We start from the raw sequence: 17,957 nt of genomic DNA, 5'->3' as shown, positions 1-17,957 counted from the left end.
GCTGGAGAGCGGCAATGAGTGTCATGAATTCCTGCGCTGAAGCGGTCGAGGACGTCCTGGCCTACCTCGCGAAGTACATGATAGGCCGCGACGTCGCCAGCTATTGCGAACTGGCTACCCACATCGGGCTCACCGACGACGACATGCGCCGGCACCCGGAACTGTCCGATCCCTACATCCTCGTCAATAATGATTTTTCGCTCCTGACCGTGTTCGAAGTCCAGGGGTGCTACCAGATCCTCGCGCCCGATGAATTCGCAACACTCATTGATAACCTGCGCGTGCGTCAGAACGGCTACATGCGCCGGCATGGCCATACCCTCGTGTTCTCGCTCGAGCGTGACCCGGAACGCGCCACCGATGAACTGATCCGTCTCGCTGAGCCGCAGATACGCGCCGCACGCAGGATAGGATTGAACACGGAGGACATCATCCTGGATCGCATCGCGCGCAACGCCCCGCTGGTGGCATGGGAGCAGAACCTGCTGGTCGTGTACACCCATACGACGGTGATGAGCAAGGATGAGCGCAAGGACGAATTCAAGCAGCGGTCACGCGAAGCAGTGGAACACAAGTTGCCACCGATCGGCTACGGCCAGACGCCCGCATCGATCATGCTGGCGTTGAAAGACCGCCACGACATGATGCTGGAGCGAATACTGCACGACTTCGAGCACTGCGGCCCCAACGGGCGTCCAGGTGTCATGCTGCGACGGCTCGATGTCGCCGACGCCGTGCGGGCCGTGCGGATCATGGTGAACCGCGAACGCACGTCGCAGAAATTCCGTCCCGCCCTGTTGGGAGAGAAGATCACCCCGCACGGACGTGCGGATCCGCATGACGTGTCGGACCTGGTCGCGCCGCTGCTGAGCTATCAGATCTGCGCGAACGACGTCATCACATCGCGCGAACTGGTTCAAACCGACGAACTTTACCACGGCGTCCTCTCGATGGAACTTGGGCCGGCCGACTTGCTGCCCTTCGCGGACCTGTTCACATCGGTGGAGCGCACTATCCCTTGGCGGATCCGCTACGACCTCACGCCTTGCGGACTTGATGCGATGCGCGGTCGCCAGATGATGACCGCCTTCGCCGGTGTCTTCCCCGCCAACCGCGAGATCCGGCAGTCGCTGGTCGATCTGGAAGCCCGCAGCAAGACCGACGCCATCCTGTCGATGAAAGTCACAGTCTCCACCTGGGCAGCGACGGAACGCGAGTGCAGGCGCCGGATGGCCGCGCTGGAAAAAGCGCTGCAGGCATGGGGCGCCTGTCAGGTCACCTCCGTGCATGGCGACCCCGTCGCCGCGTGGGCGTCGAGCATCCCCGCCTTCACCAGCAAGAACGTCGCCAACCGGTTAACGCCGCCCCTGTCCGATGCGCTCAGCATGCTGCCTTTGCAAAGGCCGGCGACACCGTGGGGTGGCGGCGGCAACCTGCTCATGCGTACGCCGGACGGGAAAATTTACCCGATCCAAATCGGTGGCCGCCTTCAGGATACGTGGATCGAGCTGTACGCCGGCACACCGGGCTCGGGAAAATCCGGCATGCTCAGCACGACAGCAATGGCCGTCATGCATAACGCAGGTGCCGCCCGCCTCCCCCTGCACGTGACCGTCGAAGTGGGCACCTCCGCGATCGGGCAAATCGATCTGATCCGCGACTCCCTCCCTGCATCAAGGAAGTCCGAAGCCGTGTATCTGCAACTTGAAAACAGCAGCCGCTACATGGTCAACATCTTCGATACGCAACTGGGCGCCCGTCATCCAAGCCAGCAGGAACACGATTTCCAGGTCGACTTCCTGAATCTGCTTTGCTGCGACCCGGACACCAAGAACGTGCCGGGGGACTGCGCGCGCGCCAACGAAATGCTCGTGAGGCTGGCCTATGACGACCGTAGCGAAACCTCCCCCCACCTGTATGAACCGAACGTATGTCCCGAGGTCGACAGGATTCTCGACGAAAACGGCTTGCGCGCATCGCGCGACGCCAAGTGGTGGGAATGCGCGACCTGGTGGGAAATAACGGACTTGCTCTTTACTGCAGGCCACCACCGCGCCGCATCCGTGGCGCAACGTCAAGCGGTGCCGGTACTCCCCGATTTCAACGCCTATCTGCACCATGAAAAAATCCGTCACCTGTTTGGCAACGCGAGGATCGACGGCGACGGCGAACCGGTCCTCAGCTATATGGATCGATGCTTCGCAGTCGCGAACAACTCGTATGCCCTGTTCCAGGGCAGGACGCGATTCGAATTGGACAGTCAAACCCGCGTCGTCGCCATCAACCTGAATAACGTGATCGGCAACAAGTCGCCGCAAGGCGAACTGCGCACCGCCATCATGTATATGTTCGGACGATTCATGGCGGCGAAAAACTATTTCCTGCGTCAGGACTCGCTGCTTCCCATGGTGCCGCCCCTGTACCACGACTATCACCTGGCGCGCATCGCGGACGTCAAGGAAGAAATCAAGTCGATCGTCTTCGATGAAACGCACAACGCGGGCGGCTACAAGCCCTTCATCGCCACGCTGATCAAGGACGGCCGTGAAGGCCGAAAATGGGGCATCCGCATCGTCTCCGCCACACAATATTTTTCCGACCATCCACAAGAACTGCGTGCGGCCGCGACCAATATTTATCTCATGCGCGGAGGCAATGCGCAAGATGAGGCGATCCTGCGCGAGGAATTCACGCTGTCCGAGGAGGCCATCCGGCGGCTGCAACGCGAAGCCGTTGGCCCCGGTCCTGATGGCGTGAACTTCCTGGCCCTGGTCAAGACGAAGCTGGGCTTCGTGGCACAGATGCTGACCAATACGGTCGGCCCGATCGAACTATGGGCGTTTTCAACGACGCTGCAAGACGTCGCCTTGCGCGATCTGCTGGCACAGCGCGTCGGCATTTATGCCGCCCGGAGCATCCTCGCGCGCCGCTTCCCGGCCGGGACCGCGATGCCCACCATCGAGAAGATGCGCCTGGCCGCGAACGATGACAGCGGCACGTCGATCGTGCAGGAACTGGCCAACAAGCTGCTGCACGCCTACCTGGCGGACACCCAACTCATCGAGGATATGTCATGAAGAAGACGAAAGCGATATTCGCAGGGACCAGCATCGCGCTAGTTGCACTCGCCATGCTGGCTGAACCGGAATTGGCCCACGCGTTCGGGGGCATTGATAGCGGCGCCATCGTCGCGGCCGTGAATGCGGTAAACCGGTCAGTGATCGCCATGAACGCCAGCATCTCGGCGCTGCTGTATGACATAGGCGAGGCGATCAATCAAAATGGCCAGAAGACCGCCCGCACGGTCGAAGCGGCATCAAAGGCGCAGCGGGAATTCAATACGGTGCAGGAAACCAACCGGCGCCTCGAGGATGCGCGACAACGCTACGACATCCCCACCAGCATCTGCTCCGAATCGGCGTCGGGCGGCGCGACTGGCATCGCTCAGGCGGCCGCGATGACACGCTCCTCCATTCGTCCAGGAGGCGGCGCGACCATCGCCAACCGGTCCGTCGCCGCCGCCGTCAATACGCCGCCCGTCCCCCAGCCGGCCGACGCGGCGCGCGCGGCCCAGGTGCATGCGCAGTACTGCGATACGGACGACTATGCGGCCTACGGTGGCGCAAGAACGTGCCCGAGCGTGTCGTCCAGCATGCCGGGTGGCGATAAGCGCTTCGACACCATCATCAACGGCGCCGGCCCGGACGGGAAGAAGCCGGACCCGACATTCAGCCAGGAGCAAACCGATGCGGCCCGCATGTACGTGCAGAACGCCATTCGCCGTTCTGTGGGGGCGCAGTTGCGCAAGTCGGAAGCGGACACGCAGGCCGGCGCCCAATACCTGGGCCTGATGACGCAATACAACGCGATCATCTCCGCCGCCGCCGATCCGCTCGAACAGATGATCGCCGACAGCCAGCCGAACGCCGCGACCAAGCCGCTCCTGCAGGAGGCACTCACTTCGCCTTCCGCGAGAGCCTATTACGACCTGATGGCGTCTCCCAAAGCCAGATCCACCGGCATGATGTCGTCACGTGAATTTGAACTGTTCGAAGTGGGCCGTCGTTATGCGAACACGGAATACCAGTCCGACCTGCAGGCGATGAGCGGTGACAACCTGACGCGGGAACTGATCAGGACCGCGTCGTTGGGAAACTGGTTGTCTATGTCGATAAGGACCGAGCTTCAGAAAGCCAATATGCTCAACGGCATGATGTTGGCCAGCACGGCACGACACGAATATGAATCGCTGCTGGCTGATAAATACAAGGCCGTACCGGGCCATGCGGGTCGCTGACGAGCAGAGGGCATCATGCGCATCTCAAAGACACTTCGGATGATGGGGCGGCTCGCGATCGGCGTGCTGGCGCCATGGCGCGTCATCAAACGCGATATCGATCGCGTACGCGCCGCGGCGAGAGAGCACGAAAAAAATATTCATTACATCCGTGATCTCGCGCGCCGGGCGGCCAAGCCCAAGCACGAAGGTCCGAGAACCGCGTCGTTCGACGACGTCATGCGCCGGCACACGCCGGCCTCGATCGCGCGAGTTGAGCGCCGCTTTCTATTTCAGAAGCGGTTAGCGCTGGGCACCGCCGCGGTGATTCTCGTCGTCTCCGCTTGCGCGATCGCAAACGGGCGACTGCTGGGGATCGCGACAATCATAGCGAGTATGCCCCTGTTTTTCATGGCCAGCTTTTCCGCGCATTTCAGACTCTGGCAATTGCGCAATCGCCGACTGTCGGCGGAGGAAAGCGGCGGCCTGGACGACTTCTTCGCCGAGAATCCGCGCTGGATTCGGCAGGTTCTCGATCCGGAATTGGGAAACCATGGGGAGGAATAACCATGAAACTGAGCAAATGCAGATGCGCTTTTATTGGCGTGCTGCTGTCCTTGCCGGCGCTCGCCGACGATAGCACCTCCTTGTCCGCCATCGCCGACGCGGCCCGCCGCACCGGCGATAAGAGCCGCCAGGCGCTGGTGTCGATCTTCGGCGATGTCGTCAACAACCCGCTCGCGGCCGGAACAGGTGGCAGCGACACCATCCTTGCTTCTCTGTTTCAAGTGGTCAACACGGCATTGCTGGTGGTCGCCGGCATGTTCGCGACCTACGTCTGGTTTCGCAAGCTATCCAAGGTGGCCCATGATGGCATCGTTTTCGACCGTGCCCAGCATGCGATGTGGGGACCGATCCGCCTGGTCTGGGGCATCTCCAGCCTTGTCCCCACCGCCAATGGCTGGGCACTATCGCAGCTGCTGATGCTATGGGCCGGATCGCTGCTGGGTGTGGGGATCGCGAACATGGGCACCGACGCCTCGATCGCGGCCTTCGCCGATGGCAAGAGCATGGTCGTGCAACCGGCCGCCCCCGAGACCATGTCGCTCGCGAAGTCCGTCTACGAGATGAACTTGTGCATGCATGGCATCAACACGGGACTGCGGGTGATCGCACGCAGCGGCGGGCTCGATTTCCCACGGGAGTATGTGCAGCAGTTCGATATACCCAACGGCTTCATTCTTAAAAACCCGGATGGCAACAAGGTATGCGGCGGCGCCGTTGTCGATGCCACCTTGCTCGCCTCCAGTGCCACCTCGACCTCATGGTTCGGCCCCTCTGTCGACGCCAGTCCGATCTACCGCGCTCACCTCGATGCGCTCAAGACCATGCAGATCACGCTGCGCAGCGATGCGCAGCGATTCGTGGAACAAGTGGCGGCCCAGATGGACGGCGCCACGGTTACTCAGCCGGATTCGAATCTGGCTGTCGAGCACGCGGCACTAGAATATGAACGATCAGTGAATCTGGTTGCTCAGAGACAAATGAGTGATGTTAAGAATCTCGCCGTTGACCTATCCAGCAAGATCAAGGATACGGGATGGTGGAGCCTGGGCGCATGGTATCAGACCTTCGCTGTCGCAAATAGCAAGTTATCCGACGCGGTCGCCGGTAAGGCCCAACTGACCGGCGAAAGCTTTGTCGGTGATCCTGGCGTGGCCGAGGTACGGACCGCAATTTCCAAAGCCTACCAGGCACAACTCGCATCGAACACGGATGCGGTCGCCCTTGGCCAGACCGGTGCCACAGGAACGACAGACACCGCCAAATTCATCGGATCCTTCTTTAGCCAACCTGGACAAAAGCTCCTGTATTACATGACCAACGCGGACTTTGGTAGTTCGGGCGGCGGCACCACGAACCCGCTGATAAAAATGAAAAATATCGGGGACTACACGCTCGTCACCGCCGAAGTGGCCACAGGTACATTTGTTGCGCTGTCGGCCGCAACTGAAGCAGCAAAATCGAGCGTTGGGGGCATGATCGTGGACAAGGCGTTCGGAGTAGGTTCCTTTATCAAGGGGGGCATCGATGCCATCAGGCCCTTTTTTCTGATGATCATCATTCCCCTCTTTCTGCTGGGAGGCGGCCTATCGATCTACTTGCCGATAGTACCCTTCATCGTCTGGTTCGGTGCCATCATCAACTGGCTGGTGGTCGTCCTGGAGGGTATCGTCGCGGCACCGCTTTGGGCGATGGCGCATATCGATGGCGAGGGCGAAGGCCTGGGCGGGAAGTCCAGCCATGGTTACTACTTCCTCCTTAACCTGATCACCCGTCCCTTTCTCATGGTGGTTGGCTTTCTTGGCGGGGGCGCCAGCCTTGTGGTCGGCGGCACGTTCCTGAACGAAATCTTTGGCATCGCCGTGGCGAACGTGCAATTCAGCTCCGTCACGGGCCTGGTCAGCCTGCTGGGTTTCCTTTACATCTATTTCTCGATGTGCGTGAACCTCGTACACAGCTGCTTCGGCCTTATCTTTATTGTGCCTGATCAAGTGATCAACTGGGTCGGCGGTCAGATTTCCAGCCGCATCGGTCGAGATGATAACGAGTCGGTGCGAGGCGCGGTCAATGTTCTGGTGAGCCGTCTTGACCATATGCGCCGCGCTCCCGAGTTACCCGGCTCGGGAACGGATAAGCCTGGTAACGGCGTAAAGCGCTGAGACGAAATTTCAATAGGCAAGAGTTGCCACCGCAGTTTAGAAGCAGCGCAATACGCCTGCTCTGGAGGAGTTGAACATGAATGCGATCGCCCATCGCCTATACCGGATACATAATGGGATCGCGAGCATGCTACTTATCGCGGCGCTGATCTGCATGCCGAAACTAGTGTCATTGCTCATGGATTATGCGAGCCACGATCAGCGTTATGCATACGCGATCGCAAGGGAAGCCTCGGGCTGGATGAACTTCATTGTTCCTGGCGGTGCGTATGGCCTGTTCTGGGTGATCTGGAACATCAAGCGTACGGATCTCCGCATCAAGGCGACGCAACCGCCAGGCTTTACGGCCTGTTTCGAGATACGCCGTGGTGACCAGTACTTCGGCATAGCTCAAGACCGTTCATGCATCGTTATTGTGGACATGGAAGTCGATTTCGCAACGTGCCAGCCGCTAGGATTCGTTCAGACATTTATCATTCAGCAGGTCGACTCTCAGTCTGAACTCTCCCTACGGTTTAACAGTTTCGAATATCCAAGCATGCGGTTTCGCGTCAAAACGCGTGCCGCAAGCGCGATCGCGGCGAAGATCAACTATGCACTCTGGCCGTAGCCGCATATGTCTTCAACATCCCGATTTGTAAGGAGCGCTATCATGACGGACCAACTCGACCTTCCGCCCGCGCTGGAATTCACCCGCCTCATCAACAATCAATTTCTGGCCGCGGCGCGCCAGCTTAATTGTGCAAGTGCGCTGCGGACCGATCCCAGGTCCGCCGAGGAAGCCATCGCGAGCCGCGCCGACCTGTTCCGAGACGTCTCCAGGGCATACCCAGTCGCCAGCCAGGCCAGCGGCCTACAGTGCACCATAGTTCTCCCGGCGATCTCCCCAACGACAGCGCGCCTATGGGCCCGGCTGGATGCGGACGATTTCCGCGTCCTCAATAAGATCGGTCGCGACCAATATAGCCACGTTGCCCGGTGGATGGACGAAAACACCTACCCAGCCTATCAGGACGCATTGCGCCATTACGCCCCTGATCTCTACAACATTATCGGCGCTACGCGGCGTGTCCGCGACGTTTCCTATAGCCCAGTGCGACAGCTGCCGGCCAAGACACGAGATCGCGGACAAATCGCCCTGCCCTTCGACGCGGTCGAGGCGCAACGTTCCGGCCACGATGACGCTCATCGCTGTGGCCGATAAAATTCGCATTGTATAGTGACTGCAAAGTTTTGTTAGCTGGGAGATGCTATGCCGATTCCCATCACACCGCAGCAAGGCCCCACCACCGCGATCGAAGATGATCGCGAGCCGGTAATCCAGGGTGATCTCGCCAGCCGAAGCTCCCAGCTCGAGCGCGCCGCGCATGTGTACCGCCGTGTTATCGCCGCACTGGAGCCCGGCGAAGGGCTCTCGGCCGCACAAATGCGAACGCATTTCGCGGATCAAATAGCCGATCCCGCACGCTATCACGAGATCGGTGAAGTGCCCAATGCCAAAGGTCTGCGCATCGGCGACCGCGTCGTCAGGATAGGGCGGGAACATGAAGTGCACTTCATCACCAGCATCATCACCGATTTGGCCGGTGATCAGTCCTCTGTGCGGGTCCACACCGTGTCACCAACATCATATGGCGGATGGTGCGAGCTTGACGACGTCGAACGGGTGGAAGACTCCCCGTTGGAGCCGGGCACGGCCGACGTACCTGTGGCCAGCCATGTAGCATCCGATGACGGTCCGGCCCGCGATGCGGAAATGACTATTCGGGACGCCAGCACCGAAGGCCCGCTGTCCAAGCGCGTCGACCGCACGCTGGCCAGACGCAACGCCCGCGCCAGCAGCGAGGCTGCCCGATGGGGCTTCGCGCCTGACTCGCTGGCGCCAGGTCCCGATGGGATCATCAGCGCCAAGTTCGACCGCTCCGAACGTTTTGCCGAACTGCGGGACGGCAAAATATCGGTCTTCATCGATGTGGCCCAAGCACCCAACGGTTTATGGGCAAGCGCCGTGCGCGCCGACGACACGGTGGATACCTACGCCACCGTGCTTGCCCCAAATGGGCGTTGCCGTCCCTACTCGACCCTCGACGCCGCCGTCAACGGCGCGCTGCACCAGCTCAAGCCGCACCTCAATGAGTTTCTCCACGAACGGATCAAATCGACGGCGCACGCCACACTGCGCAGGCGCGCGCGCGCGACACTGGCGCAACGCGATCCGGCACTTGTCCATAAAATCCGGTCGCTCGCGAGGCATCATATTCAATCGTCGGTGGACTTGTTCGATGATGGCATAGATCTGCTCAGCGGACCGGCGTACACCGCGCATCGCATCGAACTATTGACGCTGATTGACGGTATCGCCCCGTCAAGCGGCAGGGCGGCGACAATCGGGGCACTCAAGGACGCCTTCTTCGACATCGCGGCGATTGACGATCCCTCGCCACAGCGGCGTACGGAACTACTGGAACGCTGGCTGCGCGACGCGCCCGCTCCCCTCGCGGACAGTCGCGGCGAGCCGCCACAACAACTGCAAGGCGCCATGCCTATTGCACCGCTCAAGCCCGCCACAGCCGCAATTTCAACCGCGATGCCGGCGCATGCAGGCGATGAAGGCGGTCCAGCCACGGCCGGCATCATCAACGTTCGAGCGACACTTGAACTTTCCGCCTGGGTGGCCAACGCCATCAAAAGTGGCCGGCCATTTTCCGCGACCGAGCTTTTCGCAGCGGCCGATGCCGCCTTCGGCGGCACGTGCGCGAGAGGCCAATACACCCCAAGGGATGCCTACGACGCCATGGAGGCAGGCGTGAACATGGCCATTATGGCCGAGGGGCTGACGCCGCACGGATCGGTCGAGGACGCACTGGTCAAACTCGATCGTCTCGAACGCATCATGCGATGCCTGCCCCAACAAACGCGTCGGGCGGGGGAAACGGAAAGCCACGATCAATTCTCGACCGTTCCACCGCTAGCCTTCGTGGGTGCCTGGGCGGCCAACATCGCGCGCGACGACCTCGTGCTCGAGCCCTCGGCAGGCACCGGCGCGCAAGCCATCTTTGGCGAGCTCGCCGGGGCTCGCCTGATCATCAATGAACTGTCCGCGCGCCGTCTCGCGATCCTGCGCGCTCACTGGCCACACTGGACATCCTATGCCGAGAACGGCGAACAACTGCACAACATCCTGCCACCCGAACAAATCCCGGCCGTCGTTTTGATGAATCCGCCATTCAGCGCGAGCGCGGGCAGGTTGGGCGACACGCGCAGCGCCTCGGTCGTCGAGCTCCACCTGCTGCAGGCCGTAAAACGCCTCGCACCGAACGGCCGCCTGGTGGCCATCGTGGCCGAATCGATGTCGCCTGACCGCCCCGGACACGGCCCGTGCTGGAGCGAGATCAAACAATCGTGCCGTCTGCGGGCAAACCTGCTCGTGGATGGACGCTTTTACCGGAAATACGGCACCCGCGTCGACGTTCGCCTGGTCGTACTGGACAAAACTGGCGCGCACCAGGGGGCCATTGTGGCCGAATCGATACGCGAACCCGGCGACGCGCTTGAGCTTCTGGAGGAAATCCGCAATGAACGACAAGGTCAACCGAACCGCCCGCGCCTGGTCCCATCCGCTGAACCGGGCAGCGGCGGCGCTGCTTCCGACAGGGTTCCAGAACCCGCGCGAACTGCCGGTGTTGGCACTGATGCGCTGGGGATTGGAGAACGCCCTGGACATCAATCCCTTTCCGGCGAACTGGCCCGACGGGGAGACACTGAGCGCGGTGATCGACCGGATGAGCACATGGGATCCACGCTCGGTGATGCGCTTCCTGACCAACCCGGAGCATCTGCCAGGCCAGGAATACTACCTGGCGCCGCAGGCGCTGTCGACGGTACAAGACCCGGCGGACGCGGCCACGGTCCTGCTCGACGCCCTGATCAACGGTCTCACGACGACGGGAGACTAGCCGGTGTCGACATCGCCGCTACGGCGGCGCCCTTGGCAGCGTCCGCACTGACGGACGCCGTCTATGAGCAATACGTTCCACAACGGTTGACTGTCATCGGAAGCCAGCCCCACCCGGGCACGCTCGTGCAATCGGCGGCCATGGCCGCCGTCATGCCCCCGGCACCCACGCACCGCCCTCGCCTCCCCCCGGAAGTGATCGAGTCTGGCCGGCTGTCGCTGCCCCAGCTGGAAGCCGTCGTGTACGCGGGTCAGGCCCACGTCCACCATTTGCCATCAGGCGAGCGGCAGGGATTTTTCATCGGTGACGGGACCGGAGTAGGAAAAGGCCGCGAAATTTCCGCCGTCATCCTCGACAGCGTGCACGCCGGTCGGCAAAAAGCCGTGTGGATCTCGGAAAAATCGGGCCTGATGCGCGACGCCAAACGCGATTTCGCGGGCGTACTGGGCGACCCCGCATTGATATTCTCACATGCGAAGATCAAACCAGCGGACGCGATTCTCCAGCCAGCGGGTATCGCGTTCACATCGTACTCCCTGCTCGCCCGCAGTGAGGCGAAGACCACGCAAAACAAGCGCGCTCCCGCCAAGGCGAGGTTGCAACAATTGCTCAATTGGTTGGGCCCTGACTTCGACGGCGTGATCGCGTTCGATGAAAGCCACAACATGGCCAACGTGATCGAGAAGCGCGGCAGCCGCGGCAAGACACCGCCGGCAGCCAAAGCCCTGGCCGGCGTCGAACTCCAACGCGCCTTGCCGCAGGCGCGCATCATCTATGTTTCCGCCACCGGCGCGACCGAGGTCAGCAACCTCGCCTACGCGACCCGGCTTGGCCTGTGGGGCGACGGCACGCCGTTCCACAGCGCGCAGGATTTCACCAAGTCCGTCGATGCCGGCGGCGTCGCCGCGATGGAATTGATCTGCAGGGACATGAAGGCGATGGGCGTGTACATTGCTCGCTCGTTGAGCTTCGATGGTGTCACGTACGAAAGGCTGGAACACGAGCTCACGCCGCTGCAAATCGATATATACAACGCACTTGCCGGCGCGTGGCAGACCGTGTTGAAGAACGTGAACGCCGCATTGGCATCGACCGGCCAGGGCAAAGACGGCAACGCGAAGAGCGCCGCCATGTCCCGGTTCTGGGGCGCACATCAGCGCTTCTTCAACCAGGTCGTGACCTCCATGCAAATGGCGACCGTCATCGAGCACGCACGTGAGCAGCTCGCCGCCGGTAACGCGACCGTGTTTCAACTGGTGAACACCAACGAGGCTGCGCAGGAGCGCCAGGCTGCCGATATGGCCCGCTCCGGCGCCGACCTCGAGGAGCTCGACTTCACGCCGCGCCAGAACCTCATCGACTACATTCGCAACGGCTTCCCGGTACAGCAATACGAGGAGTACAAGGACGGCAACGGCAACACACGCCAGCGGCCCGCCGTCGATAGCCAGGGCCAGGCAGTCATTAACCGGGAAATGGAAGCGAAGCGCGATGCCTTGCTGGAGACACTCGATGCCATCCGCATTCCGGACAACCCGATCGACATGATCATCAATACCTTCGGGCCAGAGCAGGTCGCTGAAGTGACCGGACGTGCGCGCCGGTTCATCACGCAGCACGACGACAGTGGCGCGTTCAAGGTGATGGAGCAGAAACGTTCCGCCGCCGCGTCGGCCGCCGACGCGGACGCCTTCATGGCGGACCGTAAGCGCGTGCTCGTGTTTTCCGACGCCGGCGGAACCGGCTACTCGTTCCATGCGGACCTGGCACAGGCGAACCAGCGCAAGCGCATACACTATGTCATACAGCCCGGCTGGCGTGCGGACAAGGCCGTCCAGGGCATGGGACGCACCCACCGCACCAACGAAGCGAGTCAGCCCCACTACGTGCTGCCGACGACGAACCTCGAGGCCCAGCGGCGCTTCATCTCCTCGATCGCCAGGCGGCTCGACCAGCTTGGCGCGCTGACCAAGGGACAAAGGCAGACCGGCGCGCAAGGGTTGTTCAGCGCCGAAGACAATCTCGAATCCATCTACGCGGCGCGCGCACTGCGCATCATGTTCAACGACATGTACCGGCACCGTTCACCGCTCGATTTCGACGAGACGGCCAACGCGATGGGGCTAAACGGCTTGATCGACCAACGCACGGGCGCACTGAATGAATCCAAGCTTCCGGGCATCCCGCAGTTCCTCAACCGCCTGTTGTCGCTGAAAACCCACGAGCAGGACCGTGTCTTTACGGAGTTCTCCCGCATGCTGCGCCACGTCATCGAAGTCGCCAAACAGCAGGGTAGCTATGACTGTGGCGTCGAAACGGTCCGCGCGGACTCGGTCGAAAAGCTCAGGGACGAACTTGTGCACGCTGACGCCCGTACCGGGGCCGAGACGCGCTATGTGGAGTTGGCCCTGCACCGCCCCCAGACGACGACGCCATTTTCGGAACTGCCCGTCTTCCGCGAAGATGGCACGTTGCAGGACGGCGTCGTGGGGTTCTTCAGGAACGAAAAGACGCGTAAAGTCTTCGCCCTTGTCGGCACTGGCGGCGGGACCAACGAACAGGGAATATTGATCACGCGCGGGCGCCAATACCACCCCACCGGCCCGGTGCGTTACGTCGACACGGTAGACCAGATTGTGTCCGCATCCCGAGGCTGCGCCACCATCACGCGCATCGACATGGTTCCGGCCTACGTGGGCGAACCCTTCCTGGAGCGGTGGGAACGCAACGGCCGCAGCTTCCAGGAATATAGCGATATTGGCGTGAAGGCGCTGCGCGAAGGTGGCATCAAGGGGCTTGAGTACCTGGGAACCATGCTCGGCATCTGCGCCGAACGGCGCGCCGCGCTCGGCAAGGTCATTGACCGGATCAAGGCGGAGCTTGGCGAGGAGGAAGTCGAGCGCCAGGTACGCGCCTACACGCGCCTTGAACACGACGAAGCGGAACGAGAGTGGGCCAGGGAGCTTGCGGCGGCGCCACGCACGTATGTACAACGCATCCATTTCATCACAGGCGCCCTGCTTCCCATCTGGGACCGTATTCCAGGCTCGCCACGCGTGATCCGTACCCAGACCGATGCCGGGGAAAGGCTGCTTGGCCGGGTGGTCCCACCCAGTCTGTTACAACAGACGCTCGCCAACCTGAGCCTCACTTCGTCCGTCGCCAATATGTCCCTGCCGGACGTCCTGTCCCAATTGGCCAGCGGTGGTCGCGCGACGCTGGCCAATGGCTGGCAACTCCGTACCACCCAGGTCGGGGGCGACCGCCGCATCGAGCTAGTCGGCAGGCATATGTCGCCTGGGGATATCCGGTGGCTGTCCGAACAGGGCGCCCTATCCGAACGCATACGCTGGGAGATGCGCATCTTCATCCCCACCGGGGCCAACGAGGCGCCCGTGCTGCAACGCATCCTCAACGCGAAGCCATTAACCGACCTGGTCCCCAAGGGCGGTGCCGACACCGATAGCCCGGCTTTTTCAAGAACGGGCGGTCGGAGCGCATCCCTGGTCGCGACTGCCCTCCCCGTCACAGCGGTCGAAACGGTGGCGTCTCGTCTCAGGCGCGGCTGGCCCACCTGCCCGGAGATCGTGTGCGTACGCACCGTCGCCGATCTGCCATTCGCCGCCCAGGCCGACACGCGTGGCGCCTACTGGCGAAACAGGGTGTACCTGGTGAGCGGCAATCTCAGCGACGAAGCCGATGTTGAATTCACGCTCGCCCATGAAGTCCTCGGGCATTTCGGCATGCGCGCCATACTCGCGCCGCAGCAACTCGAGGCGGAATTGACACGGCTGCGCGAGAACAATCCCTCGCTGGCGAGAAGATCCACTCAGCTGGAAGCGATCTTTGGCATGTCGCCCCACCAAGCGACCGAAGAAGCGCTGGCGGACATGGCGGCCAGCGGTGCCACGTTGCGTGGCTTCCAGCGATTCGCACTGGCGATACAAAGAGGATTGCGCGCGGTCGGCCTGACCCAGGTCGCGGACTGGATGGAGGGAAGAACACAAGCCGAGACGCTTGATCTGCTGGCCCGCGCGCGCCGGCATGTGTTGGAACGGCATGGCCCGTTGCAGGCCACGATCCATTTTGCCCCACCCACCTCCTCAGAACCACCGGGCGAGCGCGAGGCGAACGATGCGGGGGATTTGCGGCAGGAACTTCATCGTCTGGCACTAGGCCATGCGTCCGGCGGCAACGCCTCTGGCGGAACCTGGCCGTTGACGCCGTGAAGGCGTCGCCGCTCCGGAAATCTGCCGTTGAGCGACATCAAACCGTTCGCATGAACTCACCAAAGTCAGTTCGCATAATACCTATACTGCAAATTGAAGAGCGCCGATGCGCCACGGTTCCGTCCACACGTACAGGAGAAACAGGTCATGCCTCAATCACTCGCGTTGGTGGCGGAGCGCCCTCAGGCGGACGGATCAAACGGCGTTCCCGGCCAATCACCATCCCGCTTTCCTCAGGAATCGCATGTTGCAGCTGCCGCGTCGACAGCACCCGATATTGTTTGACAGGACGCATCACATGTCTCCGCTCTTGATGCCCCCGGCTGCCCGCCTGCGTCGCCCAGGCCGCCGCCGACTACTCGATTCCGCTGCGCGCACTGATCGCCATTCGCATGACCGAGGGCGGGCAAACCGGAACGGTCAGCTACAACAAGAACAAGACCGCTGACTATGGCCCCTTCCAGATCAACACGCAGTGGATCCGGCAATTCAAGCGGCAATATGGCATCACCGCCGACCAGCTCACGAACGACATGTGCATGTCGGCCCGGGCCGCCGCCTACATATTGCGCTTCGAAATCAACGCGGCCGGTGGCGATTTCTGGTCCGGAATCGGCCACTACCATTCGCACACGGCCGCGCCCAAGGCAGCGTACCAGGCTGCCGTCTACCGCAACTCACTGAAGTTCTGAGGCTCACCATGACGATGGCCAGTCAAAGCGCGACCAATGCCGCGAGCGAAACGACCACCCTATACCTCGTGCTCGGTGGCGCCGCGTTGGTGGGCGTGGTGGTCGCCTGGCATATGTATCACGGACTGATCGCATATTGGCTGCTGCATGCGACCTGGTTGGAACTGGATTACCTGCGCCAGTTGCCGCTGTTGAACGACCATGTCGCGCCGCTGCAGCGGTGCTTGATCGCCGCAGCCTACCGTCCCGAGCAGCTCGCGGCCGGCGCCCTGCTCGACTTGCTCAACGCCGGCGGATGGTGCTTCGTCCCGCTGCCGGCGGCCATCGGGCTATACGGCCTCGTATGCGCATGGCGCCACCCGGCGAATCGCACCAGGCGCGCCATCACGGCGGCCACCCTGCCGCACATCATGGCGCGGCATGCGCCGGCCGTCACGCCCGTCCTCTACTATGGCGATCTGCTCAACGTGGATCCTGCCGAACACCGCCGCTCGCTCAATCCGGAAGAATGGGCGCAACAAAGAAATCTGATCGTCAACGGCCAACTGCGCAGAGACCTATGCGCCGACGAGCTCGTCAAAGACCTGGGTGGCCGGCTGGCGTCGCTCGAACAACTGAGCTTGACGGAACAGGCGATGTTCGCCATCTTCGGCGCACGGCTGCTGTCCGACGGCAAAGACATCGCGCATGCCCAGGCCATGCTCGACGCCCTCAATCGCTCCTGCCACCACATCAACTGGCAAGGGCGCCGTGGCTACCCGGACCTGACCATCTGTAACGCCGCCTTCGCAAAGTATGTCCAACATCCCGCCGCCCGCATCTGGCTGGAAAAGCATCATTATGCGCGCACGCTGCTGCACGCCATGCATAAGGACTCGCTCAAATATGGCAGGCTTTCAAGCGCCCACTTCCGCTGGCTCAAAGGCATGGATCGGCCCTTGTGGTACGCGCTGAACACGACGGGACGCAAGACGCCGTTCGTCGAGTCGGCCGCCGTCTATACGCAAACTTTATGGGAAACATTCGCCGCCGAACACGGCTATCAACTGACCGAGCCGTGTGTGGACGACGCCATCGATGGCATCGAGTCTTACCTGATCAAGGTGGGGATCGTGCACAGACAACAATGAAAGGAATCCCTATGTCGACCGTAGACCGTACCGAGTTGTTTGGTGATTCTCTCCTGATCCAGTTCGGCGCGAGCGGCGTCACCCGGTCGGCGTCCATCGTGACGCTGGACCATGGCGTGTCGTTCGCCGTGGCTGGCCTGGCCCTGACCGCCGAGACACCGTCGCGCCAGCACGCGACCGTCATCGAAACGTTTTCCTCCGAAAGCCAGGCCCGTGGCGCGCTCGAGACCCTGGTGACGCGCATGGAGCATCACATCCGGTCCCGGTACCTTTGGCGCCTGGCTGGCACCATCACCAAGTGGATCGGCATCCCCGCGTCCATCGTAGTGGCGATGTCGACATTGAACCTCGCGCTGACACGCGGCACCCCCATGGCGCCTTCCGCGCCGCAAGCGCTGATGGCCGCTCCCGCTATCGCACAGGCATCCGAGCCGTCGCCGCGCCAGCCGGCGCCAAGGCGGCCGCTACAGGACGAGCTGGCCCGGGCGATGGCCGACGGCGCGAAATCGGGCAAGTTCTCCGTCACCCTGTCCAAAGCGCCAGGCGGTACCCTCTACGTCTTTTCGGACCCGCTGTGCCCCCATTGTCAACGGTTCGAGAACGAGTTGGCGGAGCTGGGTAAAACATTCACCGTCCACGTGTTCCCGGTATCGGCGATCGGTGGCGACGCCTCGAAAAGCCGGAACAGCCACGCGTTGTGCGCCAGCGGCGCCGACCGGCTCGCGCTATGGACAACCATCGTCGCCAGCCGCGACGTGGCGGGTGCGGACTGCACGTTGGGGCGCGCGGCGGCCGACGCCAACGACACAATCTTCGCGGCCATGCGCTTCAGCGGCACGCCGACGATCATCAGCGGCACCGGCGTTATTTTCCCGGACAACATCCCGAACAACGCCGCCTCGGTCAGCCAGTGGATGCGCGAGACTTCGTCGTCCACATCGCCCTAAGACG

10 protein-coding genes are annotated in these 17,957 nt (G+C 62.1%); all 10 read left to right on the top strand.

Features of this window, described 5'->3' with window-relative positions; all coding sequences use genetic code 11:
* Positions 1-14 precede the first annotated feature (14 nt).
* The 10 genes from H3H39_RS26270 to H3H39_RS26225 all read left to right on the top strand — a co-directional run bounded on the left by H3H39_RS26270 (position 15) and on the right by H3H39_RS26225 (position 17,953).
* Positions 15-3,077 carry a putative type IV secretion/conjugal transfer ATPase gene (locus H3H39_RS26270; protein WP_182157363.1) on the top strand — a complete coding sequence of 1,021 codons (3,063 nt, stop codon included), beginning with the start codon at positions 15-17 and terminating at the stop codon, positions 3,075-3,077.
* On the top strand, positions 3,074-4,297 hold the full coding sequence (traW, locus tag H3H39_RS26265) for a conjugal transfer protein TraW (RefSeq protein ID WP_182157362.1): 1,224 nt from the start codon (positions 3,074-3,076) through the stop codon (positions 4,295-4,297). Before H3H39_RS26270 ends, traW begins: the two co-directional genes overlap by 4 nt.
* Positions 4,298-4,312: 15 nt before the next feature.
* Positions 4,313-4,843, top strand: a complete 531-nt coding sequence (locus H3H39_RS26260; RefSeq protein WP_182157361.1) for a hypothetical protein — start codon at positions 4,313-4,315, stop codon at positions 4,841-4,843.
* 2 nt (positions 4,844-4,845) lie between these two features.
* Positions 4,846-6,999 (top strand): DotA/TraY family protein, encoded by a 2,154-nt coding sequence (locus H3H39_RS26255; protein WP_182157360.1) that lies wholly within the window; start codon positions 4,846-4,848, stop codon positions 6,997-6,999.
* Between the two features lie 76 nt (positions 7,000-7,075).
* Complete coding sequence (locus tag H3H39_RS26250; RefSeq protein ID WP_182157359.1) at positions 7,076-7,609, top strand: hypothetical protein; 534 nt, start codon at positions 7,076-7,078, stop codon at positions 7,607-7,609.
* A gap of 42 nt (positions 7,610-7,651) precedes the next feature.
* Positions 7,652-8,203: a hypothetical protein gene (locus tag H3H39_RS26245; protein WP_182157358.1), complete on the top strand. Its 552-nt coding sequence runs from the start codon at positions 7,652-7,654 to the stop codon at positions 8,201-8,203.
* Between the two features lie 48 nt (positions 8,204-8,251).
* Complete coding sequence (locus H3H39_RS26240) at positions 8,252-15,184, top strand: strawberry notch-like NTP hydrolase domain-containing protein (RefSeq protein ID WP_182157357.1); 6,933 nt, start codon at positions 8,252-8,254, stop codon at positions 15,182-15,184.
* 323 nt (positions 15,185-15,507) lie between these two features.
* Positions 15,508-15,876 carry a lytic transglycosylase domain-containing protein gene (locus H3H39_RS26235; RefSeq protein ID WP_182157417.1) on the top strand — a complete coding sequence of 123 codons (369 nt, stop codon included), beginning with the start codon at positions 15,508-15,510 and terminating at the stop codon, positions 15,874-15,876.
* 8 nt (positions 15,877-15,884) lie between these two features.
* Complete coding sequence (locus H3H39_RS26230) at positions 15,885-17,006, top strand: secretion/conjugation apparatus DotM-related subunit (protein ID WP_182157355.1); 1,122 nt, start codon at positions 15,885-15,887, stop codon at positions 17,004-17,006.
* 11 nt (positions 17,007-17,017) lie between these two features.
* On the top strand, positions 17,018-17,953 hold the full coding sequence (locus H3H39_RS26225) for a DsbC family protein (RefSeq protein ID WP_182157354.1): 936 nt from the start codon (positions 17,018-17,020) through the stop codon (positions 17,951-17,953).
* Positions 17,954-17,957: the final 4 nt, after the last annotated feature.

This window comes from Rugamonas apoptosis (assembly GCF_014042355.1).
Classification (GTDB): Bacteria; Pseudomonadota; Gammaproteobacteria; order Burkholderiales; family Burkholderiaceae_D; genus Rugamonas; species Rugamonas apoptosis.
Note: the sequence above shows the minus strand (reverse complement) of the source record. Positions and strands in the feature narration are given on the sequence as shown.